Annotated in this window: 23 protein-coding genes; 11 read left to right on the top strand and 12 right to left on the bottom strand. The window is 34.1% G+C overall.

Annotated elements, in window-relative coordinates:
• The first annotated feature begins 50 nt into the window (after positions 1-50).
• Both NZ853_10405 and NZ853_10400 read left to right on the top strand, forming a co-directional pair.
• Positions 51-1,367, top strand: coding sequence for a glycosyltransferase family 4 protein (locus NZ853_10405; protein ID MCS7206096.1), 1,317 nt, complete (start codon positions 51-53; stop codon positions 1,365-1,367).
• 7 nt (positions 1,368-1,374) lie between these two features.
• Positions 1,375-2,559 carry a glycoside hydrolase family 57 protein gene (locus NZ853_10400; protein MCS7206095.1) on the top strand — a complete coding sequence of 395 codons (1,185 nt, stop codon included), beginning with the start codon at positions 1,375-1,377 and terminating at the stop codon, positions 2,557-2,559.
• A 2-nt stretch (positions 2,560-2,561) separates the two neighbouring features.
• Here NZ853_10400 and NZ853_10395 read toward each other — a convergent pair whose 3' ends face one another.
• A complete protein-coding gene (locus NZ853_10395) occupies positions 2,562-2,930 on the bottom strand; it encodes a zf-TFIIB domain-containing protein (GenBank protein ID MCS7206094.1) in 369 nt (122 codons plus the stop codon).
• 52 nt (positions 2,931-2,982) lie between these two features.
• Positions 2,983-3,168 (bottom strand): hypothetical protein, encoded by a 186-nt coding sequence (locus NZ853_10390; GenBank protein MCS7206093.1) that lies wholly within the window; start codon positions 3,166-3,168, stop codon positions 2,983-2,985.
• Positions 3,169-4,336: 1,168 nt separating this feature from the next.
• On the opposite strand from NZ853_10390, the gene NZ853_10385 reads away from it, so the two are divergent.
• Positions 4,337-5,635, top strand: coding sequence for a glucose-6-phosphate isomerase (locus tag NZ853_10385; protein ID MCS7206092.1), 1,299 nt, complete (start codon positions 4,337-4,339; stop codon positions 5,633-5,635).
• A 59-nt stretch (positions 5,636-5,694) separates the two neighbouring features.
• Here the strand turns inward: NZ853_10385 and NZ853_10380 are convergent, their stop codons facing one another.
• From NZ853_10380 to NZ853_10350, 7 genes are all read right to left on the bottom strand, one after another.
• On the bottom strand, positions 5,695-6,171 hold the full coding sequence (locus NZ853_10380) for a flavin reductase family protein (GenBank protein MCS7206091.1): 477 nt from the start codon (positions 6,169-6,171) through the stop codon (positions 5,695-5,697).
• A gap of 992 nt (positions 6,172-7,163) precedes the next feature.
• The gene (locus tag NZ853_10375; protein MCS7206090.1) at positions 7,164-7,886 is read right to left on the bottom strand and encodes a site-specific DNA-methyltransferase; all 723 of its coding nucleotides are present in this window, start codon (positions 7,884-7,886) and stop codon (positions 7,164-7,166) included.
• Between the two features lie 298 nt (positions 7,887-8,184).
• Entirely contained in the window at positions 8,185-8,409 is a 225-nt protein-coding gene (locus NZ853_10370; protein MCS7206089.1) for a hypothetical protein, read from the bottom strand.
• Complete coding sequence (locus NZ853_10365; GenBank protein MCS7206088.1) at positions 8,393-8,770, bottom strand: hypothetical protein; 378 nt, start codon at positions 8,768-8,770, stop codon at positions 8,393-8,395. Before NZ853_10365 ends, NZ853_10370 begins: the two co-directional genes overlap by 17 nt.
• 608 nt (positions 8,771-9,378) lie before the next feature.
• Entirely contained in the window at positions 9,379-10,533 is a 1,155-nt protein-coding gene (locus NZ853_10360) for a GAF domain-containing protein (protein ID MCS7206087.1), read from the bottom strand.
• A gap of 216 nt (positions 10,534-10,749) precedes the next feature.
• Positions 10,750-11,571: a class I SAM-dependent methyltransferase gene (locus NZ853_10355; GenBank protein MCS7206086.1), complete on the bottom strand. Its 822-nt coding sequence runs from the start codon at positions 11,569-11,571 to the stop codon at positions 10,750-10,752.
• Positions 11,552-12,202, bottom strand: coding sequence for a hypothetical protein (locus tag NZ853_10350; GenBank protein ID MCS7206085.1), 651 nt, complete (start codon positions 12,200-12,202; stop codon positions 11,552-11,554). Before NZ853_10350 ends, NZ853_10355 begins: the two co-directional genes overlap by 20 nt.
• Before the next feature lie 113 nt (positions 12,203-12,315).
• Here NZ853_10350 and NZ853_10345 point away from each other — a divergent pair, with 113 nt between their 5' ends.
• The 4 genes from NZ853_10345 to NZ853_10330 all read left to right on the top strand — a co-directional run bounded on the left by NZ853_10345 (position 12,316) and on the right by NZ853_10330 (position 15,042).
• Positions 12,316-13,590, top strand: coding sequence for a homoserine dehydrogenase (locus NZ853_10345; GenBank protein ID MCS7206084.1), 1,275 nt, complete (start codon positions 12,316-12,318; stop codon positions 13,588-13,590).
• A gap of 81 nt (positions 13,591-13,671) precedes the next feature.
• Positions 13,672-14,112: a hypothetical protein gene (locus NZ853_10340; protein ID MCS7206083.1), complete on the top strand. Its 441-nt coding sequence runs from the start codon at positions 13,672-13,674 to the stop codon at positions 14,110-14,112.
• Positions 14,113-14,117: 5 nt separating this feature from the next.
• Positions 14,118-14,489, top strand: a complete 372-nt coding sequence (locus tag NZ853_10335; GenBank protein ID MCS7206082.1) for an STAS domain-containing protein — start codon at positions 14,118-14,120, stop codon at positions 14,487-14,489.
• Between the two features lie 85 nt (positions 14,490-14,574).
• Complete coding sequence (locus tag NZ853_10330) at positions 14,575-15,042, top strand: hypothetical protein (protein MCS7206081.1); 468 nt, start codon at positions 14,575-14,577, stop codon at positions 15,040-15,042.
• A gap of 6 nt (positions 15,043-15,048) precedes the next feature.
• Here the strand turns inward: NZ853_10330 and NZ853_10325 are convergent, their stop codons facing one another.
• Entirely contained in the window at positions 15,049-15,819 is a 771-nt protein-coding gene (locus NZ853_10325) for a hypothetical protein (GenBank protein MCS7206080.1), read from the bottom strand.
• Positions 15,820-15,840: 21 nt separating this feature from the next.
• Positions 15,841-17,133 carry a 4-hydroxybutyrate CoA-transferase gene (locus tag NZ853_10320; GenBank protein MCS7206079.1) on the bottom strand — a complete coding sequence of 431 codons (1,293 nt, stop codon included), beginning with the start codon at positions 17,131-17,133 and terminating at the stop codon, positions 15,841-15,843.
• Positions 17,134-17,237: 104 nt separating this feature from the next.
• Here NZ853_10320 and NZ853_10315 point away from each other — a divergent pair, with 104 nt between their 5' ends.
• From NZ853_10315 to NZ853_10300, 4 genes are read left to right on the top strand one after another with little or no spacing between them, the layout of a single operon-like run.
• Entirely contained in the window at positions 17,238-17,519 is a 282-nt protein-coding gene (locus tag NZ853_10315; protein ID MCS7206078.1) for a hypothetical protein, read from the top strand.
• Positions 17,512-17,880 carry an STAS domain-containing protein gene (locus NZ853_10310; protein MCS7206077.1) on the top strand — a complete coding sequence of 123 codons (369 nt, stop codon included), beginning with the start codon at positions 17,512-17,514 and terminating at the stop codon, positions 17,878-17,880. The genes NZ853_10315 and NZ853_10310 overlap by 8 nt, the downstream gene beginning before the upstream one ends.
• A complete protein-coding gene (locus tag NZ853_10305; GenBank protein ID MCS7206076.1) occupies positions 17,880-19,274 on the top strand; it encodes a hypothetical protein in 1,395 nt (464 codons plus the stop codon). The genes NZ853_10310 and NZ853_10305 overlap by 1 nt, the downstream gene beginning before the upstream one ends.
• Before the next feature lie 3 nt (positions 19,275-19,277).
• Positions 19,278-21,053, top strand: a complete 1,776-nt coding sequence (locus NZ853_10300; GenBank protein MCS7206075.1) for a chorismate-binding protein — start codon at positions 19,278-19,280, stop codon at positions 21,051-21,053.
• Here the strand turns inward: NZ853_10300 and NZ853_10295 are convergent, their stop codons facing one another.
• Positions 21,054-21,332, bottom strand: coding sequence for a hypothetical protein (locus tag NZ853_10295; GenBank protein ID MCS7206074.1), 279 nt, complete (start codon positions 21,330-21,332; stop codon positions 21,054-21,056).
• Positions 21,333-21,349: the final 17 nt, after the last annotated feature.

Raw genomic sequence — 21,349 nt, 5'->3', positions numbered from 1 at the left:
TGTTTTTATTACAAAGGATAATACAATAATATCGCTAAGGAGTAATCATAATGAAGACAAAAAAAATTTTAATGATTGGTTGGGAGTATCCACCTCAAATTCATGGTGGACTTGGCATTGCTTCCCATGGTATTGCGAAAGCATTAGGTGAATTAGGTCATAAGATTTTATTTGTTCTTCCAAGAATCACAGGGCATGAACCCAAAGAAAAAAATGTTTTCGTGATTGGTGTAAATTCCAAGTATTTGCCCTTTAGTAAAGAAGAACTTCAAAAGTTTTTGTTAGAAACTTTACATCTTCAATACATTGATATTTATCAAAGCAAATTTTTTATTCCTCCTGAGGAGCTGTTAAGTTCTCTTGATATTTCTGATACCTATATCCAAACGGAGTTATTGGAAGTCGATAAACCCTTTTATTTGGAAGGTGGTTATGGCCATAATTTGTTTTTTGAAATCCAAGCATTTGCTGAGTTTGTTGCAAGGCTGGCTTCGAAACTCAAATCCTTGGATTTAATTCATGCTCATGATTGGATGACGTTTCCTGCAGCACTGTATGCAAAACACTTAACGAATCTTCCCATCATTTTACATGTTCACGCCACTGAGTTCGATCGTTCAGGAGAAAATCCGAATCCCTATGTGTTTAACTTGGAAAAATATGCTTTTGAAAAAGCCGATGCCATCATTACGGTAAGTAATTATACAAAATCAATTTTGGTAGAAAAATATGGGATTGCTCCTGATAAAATTTATCCTGTATATAATGCTGTGGATTTTCAATACGTAGAACCTAAAGAAGTTCGAAAACCTATCCGACAAAAAATCGTTCTTTTTGTTGGAAGGATTACTTTTCAAAAAGGCCCTGATTATTTTGTTCGTGCCGCAAGAAAAGTAATCGAGCGAATCCAAAACGTTAAGTTTTTGATGGTTGGCACAGGAGACATGTATTCTCGAATGATTGAAATGGCAGCAGACCTTGGAATTGGAAAATATTTTCATTATACTGGTTTTGTTCCTCGAGAGAAAATCCCAGAAATTTTCAAGATGAGTGATGTGTATGTTTTGCCTTCAGTCTCAGAACCCTTTGGTTTGACCGTTTTAGAAGCATTAAAGGCTGGTGTCCCTGTGATTGTTTCGAAACAAGCGGGAGTTTCAGAAATAGTTCAAAATGCTATAAAAGTGGATTTCTGGGATGTAGAAGACATCGCGAATCAAATCATCAAAATACTCGAAGATGAAGAGTTTAAACATCAATTAAAACAAAGGCTTCAAGAAGATCGTATCAACGAAATTACTTGGTATGATAGCGCAAGAAAAGTAGAAGAAATTTATGAACAAGTTTTAAAAGAAAAACAAAAACGATGAGGTTCCTATGAATTCCGTATGTTTTTATTTTGAGGTCCATCAACCCTATCGATTGCGAAAATATTCATTTTTTGATATTGGTCAGTTTCATTACTTTGATGATGATAAGAACCGAGAGATACTTCTTAAAGTAGCCAATAAATGCTATAAACCCATGAATACTTTACTATTAAAGCTAATCAAGAAATATCGGGGAGAATTCAAAGTTACCTTTTCCCTCACAGGCACAGTAATCGAACAATTGAAACAGTGGTCTCCCGAAACCTTAGATCTTTTCAAAGCCTTGGTGGATACAGGACATGTGGAACTCTTGGCTGAAACGTATTATCATTCCTTAGCAAGCATTTTCTCCGAAAACGAATTTCGAGAACAAATTCAAATGCACATTCAACTTCTCAAACAAGAATTTGGTTATACCCCAACGTCTTTTCGAAATACAGAGCTGATCTATAATAATCACATTGCTTGGGTGGCTTCAACGATGGGCTTTGTTGCTATCCTAACCGAAGGAACAGAAAAAATCTTAGGATGGCGAAGTCCCAATTTTCTTTACCAACCGAAATATAGTCCACAAATTCGAGTTCTATTGAAGAACTATCGTTTGAGTGATGACATAGCATTTCGTTTTTCCAATCGATTTTGGGAAGAATATCCTTTAACAGCTGATAAATTTGCTCATTGGATTCATAACATTGCAGGCAATGGTCACACCGTAAATCTATTCATGGATTACGAGACTTTTGGAGAACATCAATGGGCAGACACAGGTATCTTTGAATTCATGGAACATCTTCCAGAACAAATCTTTCGACATCCAGATTTTCGATTTGCCACTGTGTCAGAGGTAGCAAAGATTTATCCACCTATGGGAGAGATTGACACCGATCATGCCATATCATGGGCAGACATGGAAAGGGATCTTTCTGCATGGATGGGAAATAGCATGCAACGAGAAACCCTTCATAGCATTTATGAAATCGAATCAGTTGTAAAAGAGAAAGGGGATCCTTATCTTTTAGAACAATGGCGGAAGTTACTTACTTCCGATCACTTTTATTATATGAGCACGAAATTCTGGCATGACGGAGATGTTCATAAATACTTTAGTCCTTATGGTACACCTCATGAAGCTTATGTATACTTCATGAATACTTTAGAAGATTTGAAGCATCGAATTTTTGGTTATCATTAAAATTACTTCTTTTTTCCATGAGGAGTGTAAATCAACAGTGTTTGGTTTTGTTGATAGATTTCCAAATCATAACCCATAATTTCTTGCAGTTCTCCTTTATCTAAGAAGATTCCTTTGCAATTTGGACATTCATCCACTTCAATTTGAGTATTGGGAAAGATTCTCGTTCGCATGGGGGTTTTACAAACAGGGCAGTTTAAAACTCTCTTTTGGGGTCTCATCGATGTGGGATTGAAACTATGGATTTCGTTTAATGGGGATATTTTGCTTTTTTTGTAGCTTTCCACATGAGAAATCGACGAGACTTGATGTAGTTCTGGTGTTTCCTTTGTTTCTCTTTTCAGAAGGTTTTTAATCAAGTATTCCCACATATCCTTTTATATTTGTTTGACCTTAAAAATAAATTTTGTTTTATGTTTATTGTCAAAGAATTTTTGTTTGAAGTTGCTCATTATTTTCCTTATCTATCTGATGATCATAGATGTAAAAGGCTTTAGGGACATTCTTTTCAGTTTGATGTTCACTTCGAAGTGGATTTAGATCCTCGTTTCCTCGTTTTCTCGTTGTCAATGGGTGGCAGTGGATTTGATTCAGATACAGATCACACAAAACAAAGTTTTGATGTTTATATCATGAGTTTCGATTACGGCCAGAAACATTGTTTGGAGTTCGATTTTTCTCGTATCCACTCAAAAAAGATTCAAGGCATTAAAAATATAGTAATTACGATTTCAGCTCAGAATTTTCGATAATCCTTAATCCTTTTTTGTTTAACAAAGAAAACCTGATTCCTCACCATTGAAGATCAAATTCCTTCAAATTACGTTTTACGTTCCTGCGAGAGATTTGCTTTTTTTTATCTCATGCATTGGTTTTTGAAGAAATAAAAAATTTGTCTGATATTTCCATTGGAGTTCGCAAGTGGATTACTCAGGCTGCCCAGACAGCCGAGAAAAGTTTTATCATCATTCGAAGAAACAACTCGTTTAGCTACTAATATAGGATTATAGGATTCAGAAGTCATCCTATCAAAATCGATTGTCCTTAGGTTTATAAAAAGAAATTAGAAATCGTACGAATTGGATTAGAATTTAGGAATGAATTATTTTTTGACTAAAAGCTGCTACAAACTCTCAAAAGAAGAAAAACTTGTTTAAAGTGTGATAGTTGCTAAATCCGTATCCATGCTTTCAAAAGCTTAGCTTTGAAGGATTCTCAAATGATTTGGTACATTCTATGATAAATTATGCTTATTGCTTGTTGTCATTTTTTTGTTTTTCTTTGAGAAAATTAAAAAATTTGTTTATTTTTACATGTTCATAATTGTATGAACAATGACAAAGCTTTAGAAGAAAAAATCATCAAGATTGGAGAAAGCAGGTTCCTTTGATTATTGCGAGAAGCCACCAAATCCGAAACTTCATAAACAAATCAGCGAAAACGTCATTGTCAAAAAAGTAGAAGAATTGAAGTTCGAACTTTGAGTTCACAAACATTTCGAGAAGAACAGAACCAACGATGGGAGGAGAACAGAAAGAAATATGAGGAAAGTGGAGTTCTATGAGAGGGTGAATGATGTGAAGGTAAAAAGACGGGTTATCATTTCCCCGATGATTGAGCCAAAAGCTTATGAAAAAATTTGAAAAATTTTTAATTGTATTAGAAAATTTATAATTCTATTTCTAACCCCTCAATCCCATACTATTCAATTGTTCAAATATAAAACTTGACAAGCCATCATTTCCATAACAACTAACAAGAGCAAAACGAGGCATTTATGGACATCAAAACTCTTTTTTTAGAAAAAGACTCCTTCAATCTGCAAGATTATAATTCATTTTATGGGAAGAAGTTAGTAAGTGATATTTATAAAAAAATTGAAATATCCAAAAAAGAAATTGAAGCTAGAACAAGCAGAGGAGCTGAGTTTTTGGGTTGGTTAGAGCTTCCAGAGATAGAACTTCAGAATCTCGAGAAATACAAAAACTATGCGTTGTTTTTTCAGAATTATGAAACCATTGTTTCTATTGGTATCGGGGGTTCATATCTGGGGATACGGGCGATTTACGAGGCATTGAAAAAACCCTTCCAGCCATCAAAAAAAGAACTTCTTTTCGCAGGACATCACTTGTCTAGTCGATATTTGAAAAGCTTATTAGATTATTTAGAAAATAAAAACTTTGCCTTGATTGTGATTTCCAAAAGCGGAACCACAACAGAACCTGCCTTGAGTTTTCGTTTTTTGTTCCAAAAACTAAAAGAGAAATTCGGAGGTGACGTTCAAAACCGGATTGTCATCATCACCGACCAGAAGAAAGGAGTTTTGCGGGAGTTTGCCCATGCTCAAAACCTTCGAAGTGATGTAGTTCCCGACGATGTTGGGGGACGATATTCTGTTTTATGTCCTGTGGGATTGGTACCTTTGGCTATTGTTGGGATTTCGATTGAGGATCTCCTTCTTGGAGCGAAATCAGCTATGCAAATTATTCGCAAACAATCAGAGTTGGAATCTAATCCTGCCATTTCGTATGCTATGTTCCGTGTTCTAAATTACTCCATTCAGAAGCCTATAGAAATCCTTGTTAGCTATCGTCCTGAGTTATATTACTTTATGGAATGGTGGAAGCAACTTTTTGGAGAATCAGAAGGAAAAGAATATAAAGGAATCTTTCCAGCATCAAGCTTGTTTACCACAGATTTACATTCACTGGGGCAGTGGATCCAAGAAGGTCATCGAAATATTTTCGAAACCATTATTGATGTTGTAGAGGACGAAGAACTCCCACTTCCTAAAGTAGAAGAAATTCGAGACGGTTTTCAATACTTAGAGAATCAATCCTTAAATACAATCAATCGAATTGCATTGAAGGCCACTCGTAGAGCTCACTTGGATGGTGGTGTTCCCCAATTTACGTTTGAAGTTCCTCGTTTGAGTGAATACTACTTAGGAGCTTTGATTTATTTATTTGAGTATGCTTGTGCCTTGTCTTCATTGGCTATGGGAGTGAACCCCTTTGATCAACCGGGAGTCGAAGCTTATAAATCTAACATGATGGAATTGTTAAAAAAAATTTAAGTATTCGAAGAGAAGATTTTATCATCCCATAAGAACTCGAGGTCATTTCGCAGCTTAGATCATCCTCCGTAGAACCAACCCGTGGTGAGCATGTAGAGAGGTTCATCTTCGAAATGAACACCTGCATTCACTACTTCTGCCACAACAACGCTATGATCCCCACCTTCATAGATATGATGAACCTGAGCTTCGAAAAAGGCGGGGCAGTCTTTGAGTACAATCCCTCCCGTTGAAGTGGTTTCGTATTCATAAGAATTCAAGCGGTTGCCTTCCCATTTTGTAGTTCCAAAGAAAGCCTGAGCTATTTCTTTTTGGTTTTTCCCAAGAACATTGACGGTAAAATGCTTACTTTCCTTCGAGAACTGAAAGATCCCCGAATCCTTTTTTAACCCCACCATAATCAAAGGAGGCTTAAAAGAACACTGAGAAAGCCAATTGACAGTGCCAGCAGCAATTTGCTCCCCATGCTTGACGGTAATCACATAAAGCCCATAAGAAATCATTCGTAGTGCCTTTTTCTTCGCTTGCTCATCCATGTATTAAAAGAAATTTATAATTTTGGATTAGGAAAGTGTTTTAATTAAGGAAAATAAAAAATTTTAGATCAAATAATATTCTAAATGAGAATTAAATTTAGTGTTTCACGAATGTTAGTTTATTTAAGAAATTTGTGAGAAATACATCATATACAAAAAACGAGTAAAGAAATTCGAATTTGATATGAGGATAGAAAGTGAGCTTAAGTCATTGAAAGTTCTAAGAAAATTTGATGAAGATAATTGAACTTTCGCTTTTTTGCTTTGAAATCGCAAAAAAAGGATGAATTTTCGATATGTGACTATGAACGAACATTTGAAGTTTAGAGACAAAAGCCTCTTTGATTATGAATAATGGTATTAAATTTTTCAATTTTCGTTTTTCGTTAAATTCTTTCTTCATCATGTCTGTTAATCTGTCTATCAAGAAAAGGTTTACACTTCGAGCGATAGCTTCATCACCTATTTCAGGATCCCTATCCTAAGTAATTTTAATTCAACAGTTATAGGCTTCTCTTTCCTATTGAACACTATAGCATCGATTTCTCTATTTTTAATTAATCCCTTTTTTCATTTCGTCAGTTGTTAAAATATAATTTTTATCTGGAATTTTAAGTAGAATAGAGCTGTTGCTCGTAAAATAACCGCCCAAAACGGAAACAAGCAATTCTCTTCATATCCTCGGCTTTCCAAACAAAACTTCTTTGGAAATCTGGCAAAACAATCTCACGATTGTATATTTCATCTGTATATTTCATCTGTAAGAAGGGAACTTATTTTTATGTTCGTAGTTTTTTTGTATTCATGATATATTACTTCCAGTCGTTTCTCGCATAAAACCAAAATTTCACTTAATTGCTCAATTAAATTGAATAACTGAAAAATTCAGTAAATTCATTCAATATAAAATCCTATCTTTTCTATGAAATTTGTTTTATGAATCGAATTGCCATGACTCCACTCTCTTTTGTGCTGACTGACTCAGGATTATATTAAGTCTGCTTCAATATTGAGCTTGTTTCTTTTAGTCGTTTTTCGGCGGCTTTGAAGTATCTTTCGTCAATTTCAATGCCGATGAATTTCCTTCCCAAGTTTAAAGCGGCAACACCAGTTGAACCAACCCCCATAAAGGGATCAAAGACCACGTCATTTTTGTTTGATGCAATTTTTATGATGTGTTCTAACACCTTTACGGGTTTTTGAGTTGGATGAAATGGGTTCTTTACTCTTTCCGTGCCATTACATATGGGTGATTCTATGAAGTTGTGCATTTCCTTTTGTTTTCCGAAGTTCCAAGTATGACCTTTGTTCCACATACAAACTATGAGCTCGCAACTATTGAGAAAACCAGCTTTGTAAACTTTAGGTGGTGGATTAGTTTTGTGCCATACCATGAATTGAAATGTATCAAAGACGGGATTGAAGGCTTCGTGCCATTGTCCGATCAGGTTGTAGCTACAGAAGGCGAAGATATTCCCTGTTGGTTTTAGTATGCGTTTAAATTCTTCTACCCAATCAGCTGGTCTAAATTCCACTTTATCCCATTCGGCAATATCGTTGTTGAAATCTTTTCTCCATTTGAGCTTTATATTTCCTGTTGAGTATCGACTTAGGTTATAGGGTGGATCAGTGAGAATTAAATCAACGGAAGCTGTGGGGATTTGTTTGATTAACTCATAACTATCTCCTAGGTATAATTTATAATTCTCTTTCATAGTTCTGTCCAAAAATATGTTTTCTTATTGCTTCAAAACATGTATTATTTTAAAGCACTTTCTATATAACTCAAGAACTGGTGAAATTCTATTTCAAAACCGCAAATAAATTTCTAAAATAATTAATTGCCAGCGCATTTTTTTCACTTCAGAGAATTTTTAAAATTGTTATAGCTAAACTACATGCATAATACCAAATGTTCTATTAAGAATTTGAACAAACGTAGTATAAAACATTGAATTTTTTTATTCTCATTATTTATGATGTATCTTTTGGGATTGTTAACTTCGGAGGTTCTCACTTAGCAAATAAGTTTAATAAAGTGATGAGGATTCCGATGAAGGTGAAGCCAGTGGCGATGAGCCATTGTAGGAAGTTGAATCTTTTTTCCATAGTTTCGAATCGGGAGTTTATGTCTTCGAATCGAGCGTTGATAGCTTCGAAGCGGGCATTCATTTCTTTTTGTATGGTTTCGAATCTCGCATTCATTTCTTTTTGTATGGCTTCAAAGCGAGAGTTCATTTCTATTTTGTAGAGTTTCAAATCTTGTATTCATGGCTTCGAAACGAGCATTCATTTCTCTTTGAAGGCTTTCGAAGCGAGAATTCATAGACACAAATCTATCGTCTATAGCTTCGAATCTAGCGTTAATAGCTTCAAACCTTTTGTCTTGGATTTCTCTTTGAGCTTTGAGTTCTTCTTCTATTCGTATGAGATTTTTGATTAAAATTTTCATTACTTTTGAGCTTTTTCTTTTTGTTTTTAGTCTTTTATCAAATTCTTCTTTTATTTTTTCCTCGATAGTGACTAAAACTTCTTGTTTAAGCATGTTTTTGAAGTCTTCTAATATTTTTTCATCTTCAATAGGAGAGCCAGAAGTCATTCAACTTTCCTCCTTCTATGATAATATTATTTTTCTCCAATGAAATCAACTACTTTTAAAGTATAAAATATGGAAATGTTAAAATTACTTTTATTCTTTTTAAACATACTTTTGAGATATTTTCTAAATAAGTTTATAATTTCATTTTTTGTTTAGATTTGATTAGGTTCAGATAATTTTTTTCATAATAGGAAAGATAACATAGTCAAAACGAGTCTCAAGAGTGTGTATATACAACCACGTTCAAAACTATAAAATCAAGAGAAAGCTTCTCAAAAAAAACTTTAAAATTTTTGTTAACATCATATAAATTCCTGTTTTAGCTATGAAGTAATATAGCTTATTTAAGTCTTTAATTAAATCATCATAGCTTCCTCGTTAATATAAACTCTTTGAACAAAAGTCATTATATTAGGATCTTCTAACAAAACTTGATTAAGGGCTTTCAGCTTGACTTTTTTTGTTCTACAATATCGTTTTTTCACTTATCTTTTGTATTTACTTTTTGCAGTCGGTTCTTAATATATTCAGCTTCGAAATAACTGAAATTTTTTCGAATGTGCTGATTTTAAAAAAGGGTTTTTCTTTTGAATACAAAGTAAGAATTCTTATTCAATGATGTATAAAGTGAGAGGTTGTTCTTTTCCTTTAACCTTTATCCTATATCGTTTCATTTGTCGATTTGCTAATAAACTATATAACCCATTATTTTGGATTTCATTATAAAAATCCTGAGATAAAGCAATACTTCCTGGTGGACAAAAAGACTGGATTCTTTGGGTAGTATTGACTGGATCTCCAATGAGGGTGTATTCTTGACGTTGAGTTCCTCCTACGCTTGTGTGTAGAATGTTTCCAGTGTGGAGTCCTGTCTTGACTTTTAGGTTCTTTAAGTTGATATAAGGATCGTTGATGGCTCCTTGAATCTCTAACGCTGCTTTTATGAGTTCTTCGGGAGTTTTGAAGAATGCTAAGATTGCATCGCCAATAAATTTATCAATATCTCCTTTGTATTTGTAGATGATATCAGTAATGGCACTAAAAAGTTTATTAATGGTTAATACTACAACGTGAGGTGCTTCTCTTTCACAAAAGCTAGTGAAACCAGATATATCAATCATCATTAAGTAATACTTATTTTCATTGAGATAATAATTTGTATTTTCTTCGTTAATTACACTGTAGGCGTGTTCCAAAGCAGCACGAGGTACAAACTTCGATATGATGTCGAAAATCTTACCGAGTTTCCTTACAGTAGCTTTTAGTTCCATTTGTGCTACAACTTGTTTGGCAAGTATCCTTAGAGCTTCTACTTGTTCTGGAGTTACCTCTCTTGGTTTTTGATCAATTGTGCAGAGAGTTCCTAAAGGATAACCTCGGCTTGTAACTAAAGGAGCTCCAATATAAAAACGCACATTGGGAGAGTTTATCACAGCTGGATTATCGTAAAAACGTTCATCCAACGTCGCATCTGTGACAATCATCACGTCATCCGGGCTCAAAATGGCATGAGCACAAAAAGCAATCTCACGAGGGGTTTGTTTAATGTCTTCTCCCACAGTTTCCTTCAAGCCTACTCGAGACTTCAAAACTTGACGTTCAGCATCAATCAAAGTAATAAGTCCGATAGGGGCACCTAAGATTGCTTTTGCCAATTTCGCAATCTCATCCAAAACCTTATCGTCCCCTGAGTCCAAAACATCTAATCGATATAATTCCTTCAATCTTTCTTCTTCATTAGGAGGTTTGGGAGGAATTATCATAATGATAGTAGAAAAAAAAGCTTTAATAAAGAGTGTCAATTCCTTTAAAGATATAAATTGTATTCATAAATATTCATAAATATGAAACACATAAATAGCTAACGTGATGTTGTGATGTGATATGCAATCATATAATCAACAACGGTTTTAATTTTAAAATTAACCATCACTATATATTTTTAAAAGAGCCTCAAAATGAATAAATTCCATTCAGTCTTATGATTTTGAATGAGAATTTTTTTTGGGTTTTTCTGCGATAAAAATCATTGTGTCTGAGAAGACAAATACATCACAGTAAAGTTTATAAAGAAAAAAAGGCATTTTTTTTAAAACTCCTTTTGTGCGTTCTTGGTGGTAGCTGGCGGGTTTTAAGGAAATTAAACGAAGTCCATAAAATTCCAAAAGCCTTTTTATAGAAAGGGGGTGATAATCCACAAAATGATCAATTGGGTGGTTTTTCTTCCAAAAATCACGATGGAATACGAACAAAGGACCGTTTATAGAAGGAATAGCGCTTATCCACAATCCACCTTCTGAGAGGGTTTTGGAAATCAGCTCCCATAAGCGCCTTTGTTGAGAAAAATGCTCAATCACGTAAAAACTCGCAATCACATCAAAAGTAGTATCGTTTTCTTCTAAAAAAACCAATAAATCCTTTTGTTCTATATCAAAACCAAAACGTTGTTTAGCATAGTTAGATGCAAAAGAAGAAATTTCTACTCCCTTGATGGTGGAAAAATATGGTTTAGCTTCGTCCAAAAAAAATCCAAAAGCACAGCCCAATTCTAAGAGTGATGAATGAAAAGTAAGGTGGGGTTTTAAAAGCTTAAGCCTTTGTTGAGAAAGCTTACGAATATGAGGTTCATCTTCGAGATAAGTTTTTCCATATTGTTGTTGGTATTCTTCGAAGAAGTAATTTTCATTATAGCTTGAGGGCATCCAGCGAGTATTGTAGAGAATCTTGAATTTGGGTTCAAACAGAAATTGAGGTGAGTCTTCCCATTGTATTAGTTCTCGATCAGTATGAGGACACCTCATCTTTGTTGAAAAAAATGTTTTTGAAAACGTTTGGTATGTAGATTTTTCTTTGATTGTGATTGATGATGCCGTAGCTCCCGTTCCATTCGATTGCAACTTTGGATAGATAAAGTGTTTCTTGGTATTTGATTTTTTCTCGAATTCCAAAAGAAAAATTCTCAGGTTCATCATAAAGAGCAAAACAATATAAAGAGTCTTTTTGAATTAAATCCAATGAGAAATGATCAATGATTTTATAGAATTTTTGATGATATTCGATAAAGTATTTTTGGAAATGAAAATGGATTTTAGCTTGATTTTTGTGGATGAAAACTCTCAATCCCTTCAAAGGAAGTCCAAGAAGAATGTCTTTATATGTGTAAATCTGAATGGCGGGTAGCTGGACCTCTTTTTGCGAGTTGATTTGATTTTGAGAAGTTCTTTCGTAGGTTTCTAAAAAATACTGATAATTCATCAGAAAATGATGATAAGCGTTAATGATACTGATGGTTTTGTCATGGGAGTCTTCTGAAACATAAATATCAGGATGATACTTTTTTAGTAAAAATTTGAAATGTTTTTTCAGTTCTTCTTTGGTTGGGAAAGTATCGAGTTCTAAAACCTTTAATAGTTCTTCTATTGAGTGTTCCATAAACATCCTTTTTATATCTATTTTATTTTCGTAAATAAATTGTAAATGATGATTGTATGTCATTTTCATTTATTTTGTAGACGTACCCTTGCATGGGAAAATTCTTACCTTCAATGGAAAGTGGGAAGGTGATCAAAATTGGTCTTCTGGGTGCAGGAACTGTGGGAAGTTCCCTTATTCGAATCATCGAAAAAGAAAAAGAACGAATCCTTCGAAATCATGGCTTTGAACTAAAAATCCATAAAGTAGGGGATCGAAGTTATGAAAAAAAAGAATTCCTTCGAAACTATAATTGCACAAAAAACTTATGGGAAGTTGTTGGTGATCCAGAAATTCAAATTATCGTAGAACTGATAGGAGGGATTAGCCCCGCCGGAGAACTTGTTATCGAAGCACTACAACGCCACAAGTCAGTAGTAACAGCAAATAAGGCTCTCCTCGCAAATCAAGGGAGAACAATCTTCGAAATACTTCATAACTTACAACAACAAAACATTCCCGTGAGTTTAGGTTTTGAGGCATCTGTAGGAGCGGCTCTTCCCATCATCAAAAACCTCCGTCGGATTTGGTCCTTTGGAAAAATAACTTCTTTATACGGAATCTTGAATGGAACCTGCAATTTCATTTTAACAAAGATGGAAGAAGGTTGGGATTACGAAAAGGCATTGAAGTTAGCTCAAGAATTGGGTTTTGCAGAAGCTGATCCGTCGTTTGATGTTTCTGGTAAAGATGCAGGACAAAAGCTAGCCATCATTAGTTCCTTAGGATTTAGTGCGTGGCTTGAAGAAAAAAACGTTCAGATTGAAGGTATTGAAAACATTCATTTGGTGGATCATCAAATAGCAGAAAAACTCAAAATGAAAATTCGTTTGATTGCTTTAGCAAAGTTGCTTGGAGAAAAGCTCTTGCTTAGAGTTCATCCTGTTTTGATACCTAAGGGGCATCTTCTAACAGATGTCAAAAATGAATTGAATGCTTTGATTGTAAATGAAGAATATTCGGGTTCCACTTTCATTGTAGGAAAAGGAGCAGGAGGATATCCCACAGCTTCAGCAGTTTTGGCAGATATTATTTCAATAGCTTCGGGATCTCAAACAAAATGGTTTCATTCTTTTCAGAATTATGAGCTTATTAATGATGCAGAGTATCGGTTTTACTTGAGGTTTCAAACGGTGGATCGTCCAGGTGTTTTAGCGGCTATATCCAGGGTGCTTGCGGATTTTCAAATTTCCATTGCATCGATGCATCAAGAAGAAGGAGAAGAACCCGTCAATGTGGTGATATTGACTCACGTTTCTAAAGAAAGCGCCATCAAAAGAGCTGTTGAAATTATTGACCAAAAAAAAGATATCATCCTTGCCAAAACCACTACCCTTCGTTTATTTTGAAAAAAATATTGTAAAAACAATCAAAACTCATTACGTGGTATAAGATTTTACTTTATGTAAACTTAAGGGGGAGAATTATTTATGCTGTTAGTAAGACCCAAATTTAGAATTGCAATCCACTATACTGATCCCAAAGATATTTATAAGAGACACGGAGATCTTTTTGTTGAATTCCCTAAATATCCTGATTTGGTCACCTTTGAAATTGATCCCTATTATCTTGAATTTCTAAAAAATCAATATAAGTTCTATTATTTAATCGTTTCTGATGGAAAATTAAAGTCTTATCTTGATAAAGACGTTCCTATCATGGAAAGTCGCCAATCCATTTATGAGAAACACTATAATTGTGATTTCATCCGAGTTTCGCTGAAACGAAAACAAGATCATCGAAAAGAATATTTACAAAAAGAAGGGGAAGTTTCAAACCATCGGGGTAGGGTGGAAACCTTCACAATTTCATATTTATCAGGTATTGTATTTAGTGATATGGATGAACTACTTATCGTAGATTACGATTAGTTCTTATGCAGACACAAATCTCACTAAAGGAACTCATCATTAAAACACATGAAATTGAAAAAGGGACATCTCATATCAAAATCATGAAGTTTGAAGGCAAAATCACTAATAACAATGGTTTTGAATTAAACAAAAAGTTTTCTGAGTTTTTTATTGATAATAAATATAACATAATTTTAGATTTGTCAGAGTTGCAATATATTAACTCCACAGGGATTGCCATTATTTTTTCTATGTTCTTCAAATGTAAAGAAAATCAAGGGAAATTAGTAGTGGGAGGTCTTCATAATTTTGTCAAACGTGTATTTTCCATGATGACGTTGCCAGAAGGCTTCAGGCTTTATAACACCCTTGACGAAGCACTCCAGAATTTTTAGCTTTCCTGAGTTATTTATACCCAAAGTAATTCTAAAATTCTATCTTGACAAAAAAAGTCAAAGTGCTTTTTTTATTTTCATGTGGATGAAGTGGATACTTTCTATTTTTGTTTTGATTTCTTTTGGACTCATGAACTGTTCCTCTGCAACAAGAGTGGCAGGAGGAGAGCAGTTCGAAGGCTGGCATTCAGAAAATGGCATTGACACTTTTTACGTTCGAACAGCAGCAAGAGCGAGTGAAAACGCCATCAAAAAGCAAGACGAAGAGATGATGAAAGTAACGTGCATAGAATCAGCAAAGCTTCAAGCCATGGATAATATCATTAGAAAGATGATTGGAGAGACAATCGAAGCACAGTCTGGTATGCTGGATGGACAAGCCACAAGTTATGCCATCACATCGATCCGCTCAGGAGTGATCAAAGGGGTGAACACGAAGGAATGTGCTCCAAGAGGTGGGAGTTGGCAAAACTGCGAGTGCATTCATTATGTCTCTGGAACCAACCTTAAACGAGAAGTCGAATTAGAAGTCAAAAAAGCCGCTCAACGATAATTATCGTTAAAAAGTTTGTAGTAGATTTTCAATTTTCTCCCGAACGTTCTTGGGTATGATGTCTTTTTTCTTATTTAAGAGCTCGAAGAAAATGGCTTTAGTATATTCTTTTAGATGTTGAGGGTGGGAATTCATATCAGAAATCAAATAATCCCATTTTGCTTGAAAGTCAGGCTCTCTTTGAATGATCCATTCTATTTCGGGATAAAACTCCAATAGCTTGTTGAAAACTTCTTTCTGTGATTGATACCATTCATAGTTATGATAGAAATTATAGCAATGTTCTAAATCATGTAAAAAATGCTCGAAAGCATCTCGAATGCCAAAAACATACTTTCCGCTCAGAGCATGTTCCCAGTCAATCGTGACAATTCGAACTCCGTTGGCTTGAAATTTTAACATTTCATAAGAAGATGGATTGTAATCCAAAAGTTGGATTTTCCACTTGTGGGATAGCCAATGAATGAGGGTGAGTCGAATTGTATCAGGAATACGAAAGAGTCGAACAGCGTTAAGAAACACAAGGGATTGATCCATTTTTTCCAAAGGTGGGTTTTTCGTGTTGAATAGACGCTTCCCCTTATTTCTTTGAGTGTAGTACAACAAAAAAAATTCATACGCAATCTGTTCCGGAGATTTTGATTTTCGATAGTAGTGATCTCTTAAAAGTAAAAGATGAGGGCGTAGAAAATGGAGTTCTTCTTGTAGTTTCTCTGGTGGAAGTAATATTTTTTTATAAACGCCATAAGGTTGGTTTCGTTTCCAATCCCAAGGCATATTAGTGGTTATCAGTTTGACTCACAAATTCTTTTCGATCCACTTAGATTCTTTTCTGAGCCAGCTGCGAAAATCAGGATGGGCAATACTTATCAAGAGTTCTGCCCTTTGTCGTAAATTCTTTCCAAACAAATTCACAGCTCCATATTCTGTAACCACCCAGTGGACGTCTCCCCTGCTTGTAACAACTCCCGCACCTTTTGATAAAGTTGGAACGATTCTTGAAACTGTTCCATTTTTTGCCGTGGAGGGAAGAGCGATGATAGGTTTACCCGTAGGACATCTGGCAGCACCACGGATAAAGTCAACTTGACCACCAATACCGCTATAGATGTTCTCTCCGATAGAATCGGCGCACACTTGTCCTGTTAAATCAACTTCAATTGCTGAGTTAATGGCAGTCATTTTATTGTTTTGAGCAATCAAGTAAGGATCATTTGTATAATGGTTTGGGTGGAATTCAAAAATAGGATTGTTATCAATATAATTGTAAAGTTCACGACTTCCGATGCAAAAGCCTGCAATCACTTTTCCTCGATGAAGTCCCTTTTTTTGATTCGTAATGACCCCTCCTTCCAAAAGAGGTAGGATGCCATCTGAAAACATCTCCGTATGTATGCCTAAATCTACGTGATTTTCGAGAGCTTTTAAAACGGCGTTGGGAATACCCCCAATCCCTAATTGAAGGGTTGCTCCATTTTCTACGAGTTTTGCTACATTTTCAGCTATTTGTTTTTCTACTACTGTGAACTCATCATTTTTAAGCTCAAACAAATCATCATCAGCTTCAACAAAATAATCAACTTCACTAATATGGATAAAAGAATCTCCCAAAGCACGAGGCATTTTTCGGTTTACTTGAGCAATTACAAGTTTAGCTGCTTCAGCACAGGGTTTTGTGATAGAAGTTTCTACGCCATAGCTCATAAAACCATATCGATCCGGAGGTGATACATGTATTAGTGCTACATCAATTTCCCATGCACCAGATCGAACCAATTTCGCAATCTCCGAAAGAAAAATAGGGATATAATCAGCTTTACCTTCGTTGACAGCTTTTCGAATCGAAGGTCCAATAAACCAGGCATTGTGTCGTATTCCTGGGTATTTGCTAAAGTAATCTTCTCCGAAAGTGAGTAAGTGATTGAGTTCTACATTTTCTAAGGTGTGAGCTATTTTTAAAAGAGCTTCTAAAAGGGTTTTTGGAATCGCGGCATTTCCAGTCAAAAAAATTCTTTGGTTGCTCTTTATATGAGATATGGCTTCATCAGCACTCACTAATCGTGATTGATAATATTCTTCCCATTTTTTCATATTAGGAAGTGATTTAAGAAAATTGGAATTTTGTAAATCATTTCTATGGGATATCTTATTTTTAATGGGAAAATTAATCAAAATTTCTTTAAGAGATCAAAATTTTGTTATTAATTAGAAATGAATATGAAACATTCTATATCCATGAATTAAAGAGACAAAACTTTTATTCGAATTATCCGATAAGTATTGAGATGGATTTACAACGAAAATGGGAAAATTTACTCAGATTGAAGGAAAAGCTTCTCGATACCATTCAGGAAACAGAAGAAGAACTAAAACAATCCAAAAAACAGCAAAAATTCATGAAGGAACAAAAAAATCATTATAAGAAAAATCACTTTACACTTGATAGTTCTGTAAATAATTTGAATGGCAATGAATGAGGAATCGAAAGATTTTTCTAATGAGTTATTTAAAGCTTATAGACTTCAAAATTTTTTAATAGTTGAACCTCATATTCGTTTGGATCTATCCTTCGCAGATAATTTTTATAACCAATTAATTGAACATTTAACAAGTGAACCTTCTAATGTAATTATAGATATGAAATATGTTCCTTATGTCTCATCCTCTGGAATCAAAATGTTTTTGAAAATGAAAAGATATTTAGATGCCAGAGGCTATCAGTTTGGTGTATGTAATTTAAGCAAAGAAGTTTATAAAATCCTCCACATATCCGAACTACAAAACCTTATCCCTATTTTCCAAGACCTCAACGAAGCTATGGAATATCTAAATAGATAATGAAATATTTGTTTTCTTTTGTAGTAATTACTTATATTACTTTAATAATTTTCCTTGATCAATATTTTCCGCCTCCGTGGCCTGATGAGGTATTGTTTTCATCAGCGGCTTATCAACTTGCAAATTACAAAAAATTCACAACAGAAGTTCTATCAGGTATTGTGTTTGGGATGGATCAAGCAACTTTATGGATGTCTCCGCTTTACATGGTTTTTCTTTCTTTTCTGTATGTCTTTATTGGTGAGTTTTTGTGGGTAGGTAGAAGCCTATCATTATTTTTTGGAATATTGACTTTATATATTTTTTATAAAATAATTAAATCGGTAATTAAAGATGAGAAAATTGCGATTATTTTTAGCTTTTTTTTGGGAATAGAGCTTTCGTTTTTGCGAGCAGGAAATATTATTCGTATGGAAAGTTTGAATTTACTTTTTTCGCTTCTTACCGTGTATTTCTTGGAACGAAAAAACTTTTCTCTTTCTGGGATGTTTATAGGACTTTCGGCTTTGACTCATCCCATAAGTGTTTTTTTAGTTCCCATCACGTTTCTCTACACTTATCGTTGGCGGGATTTAGTCAAGATTGCTTTGATTGTGATTTTGATTATGTTTCCTTGGTTGATTTATGTAGCTTTTCATTGGGATGTATTTGTGATTCAATTTTTCTCACAATTTGCAAGGAAAACTGCACATTATGATTTTCAGAGTTTTTTGTATTTTGTAAAAGTTTTGGGTGGACAATATCAGACAAAAATAAACTTTATTGCTTTTTATATTTTGATTCTCGCTGGAATGGTTTTGTTCATTTGGGATGTGTTTCGGGACAAACAGGTTATTAAGTATTTTTTGATTTTTCTTTTTGTGTTTTTAGTGGTTTTTTTTGGAAGGGAAATGTGGTATGTGGTTTATATTGTTCCCTTTTTGTTGATTTTTTTTATAAATTTTATCAAATATTATCAAAGTTTTAGAACATACTTGATGATTTTTTTGTTTTTCTTGTTTGGTTTTATACAATTTCACTTTTGGTATAAACACTTATCCAAATATCAAGCATATAAAAAAGAATATGTTGAGTATATTTCTCTTTTAAAAAATCATACTCAAAATTGTCAGATGGTTTTCTTACAAGCAATCCCTGATCCTTATTTTGATTTACCAAAAGATAAAATTTACAAGGAGTTTGCTCCTTTTGGTATTTTAAAGTATTCAACTGGTGAACACATAGCTAAAAGAAAAAAAACTTATGAAAGTATCGATTGTTTTGTAATTTCCGAAAAAATACCTTCTGAACCAATATTAGAAGAGTATTTACAAAAAAATAAAGCTAATTTCACGATAATGAGCATAACAGGATTCCAGACTATCCCTTCAGTTTTTGTTTATCTAAAACATTAAAAAATGAGGTTCTTTTTTCTTCATCCAACGGAAGAAACGAAATCCTATCAAAAAACTTCAGAATGGATAGTTTTCGAAAATCCCTTAAAAACTTTTGTTATTTATGATCATGACTCAGAAAGAACCGAAAATGAAATCGAAAGTTTCTTTGATGAACTTTCAAAAAACAATCCCTATTACTTTGCTGGATTTTTTTCTTTTGAGTTAAGTAAATACCTATTACCTCTTCCAAAGCAATCAAAACCTTTTTTGATAAAATTGCCATTGGTTTACGGAGGATTTTTTGAAAATTATCATAAGGTCAGCTGGGAGGATACAAAAATTGATTTCTTTATTCGTGGATTTCGATTAGAAGAGGTCTTTTCTGAATATAAAAAAAACATTCTTAAGATCAGAGATTTGATTTCTCAAGGAAAGGTTTATCAAGTCAATTATACTTTTCCAGTAGTTTGCGAGGTCTATGGGAACTTGATGAGTCTTTTTTATCATCTTTGGAAAAATCAGAGGACCCTGAGCTCTGTGATGGTGATGGATTCTGATTTTTCTATTTTATCTGTTTCGCCTGAGATTTTCTTTTTGCAAAGAGAAAAAGAAATTTTAGTTAAACCCATGAAAGGAACCCAACAACCCTCAAAATCATTAAGAAAATTGATAAATAATATCAAATATTTAAGAACCAATCCTAAAGAAGTTTCTGAAAATGCAATGATCGTGGATTTGTTTCGAAACGATCTGGGAAGGATTTCTGAAATTGGAAGTGTAAAAATAAAAAACCTCTTTGCTATCGAAATTCATCCCACCGTGATTCAAATGATCACTGAGATACAAGCCAGATTGAGGCATTTTCCCAGAGAAAAGCGTTTTTGGGAGACCTTATTTCCTTCGGGTTCTGTTACAGGAGCTCCAAAGATAGAAGCAATAAAACATATCCAACAATTAGAAAAATACCAGCGAGGTGTTTATACGGGAGCAATCGGATGGCTTGCTCCAAAAAATTCCTTTGGTTTTTTCAACGTAGCAATAAGAACCTTGGTGGTGAAATCAAATCGAGGTTATTATTATGTGGGGAGTGGAATTACGTATGATTCTCATCCTAAAAGCGAATATAAGGAATGCCTTCTTAAATCAAAAGTTTTAAAACAACTCCAAAGATCAACGAAGCCAAAATATATTTTTACTACCATGAAGTTTTGTGGTGGTATTTTTTACTTTGAGAAATCACACCTCGAAAGGCTCAAAGCAACTAAAAGTTTTTTCCAAATCCCGGTAAATAACTCCAAGATCGAATCAAAATTCCAACGCCTCAAAAAGTGCCTAAAGCATGTTAAAAGACTTGTCCGAGTTCACTTTCGAATTTATCAAAACGGAAAAATCCAAATTTTTTTGGATTATCTTTCAAAGAAAAAAGAGATTATTTTTGGTATATCGAATCAGCCTGTGGATGAAAAAAACCTGTTTTTGTATTATAAAACCTCAGAACGTAGTTATCAGGTTCAACTTGACGAAGCCATCAAAACAGGTTTGGACGAAATGCTTTTGTTGAATACCAAAAATCAAATCACAGAGGGAACTTATACTAACATAATCATAAAAAAAAATGGGAAATTCTATACTCCGCCCCTATCAGACGGACTACTCAATGGGATTATGAGAAGAAAACTAATACAAAAACTAAAAATTGAAGAAACTTCCCTTACTTTGGATGATGTTAAAAAAGCCGATTGTGTTTATTTCGTGAATAGTGTGAGGGGTATACTCAAAGGGAGAATCAAAGAATGATTATTTTTCTACGTCAATCACTTTGATGACTTTTTTGGTTTTCCATGGACGATAAGGAGCTAAAGCCTGCATTCTTTTTTCCGGGACAAAATAAATTCGCTCACCGTATTTAACTAGAATCCCCTTGTAGTGAGCGTATTTAGTTCGATGATCAACAAGCCCGATTTCTTCAACATCATTCCAGTTTTCGCAGTTTTTTAGTGTTGGTATATGCCTTAAGTGTAATTCCCTTATAGTTCCATCTTTGACAGAATCTTTTAGTATTCTTTCCCATTGCATATGTTTCTATGTAATCA

Source organism: Leptospiraceae bacterium (genome assembly GCA_025059995.1).
Classification (GTDB): domain Bacteria; phylum Spirochaetota; class Leptospiria; order Leptospirales; family Leptonemataceae; genus SKYB61.
This window is presented reverse-complemented; position numbering and strand designations above follow the sequence as displayed.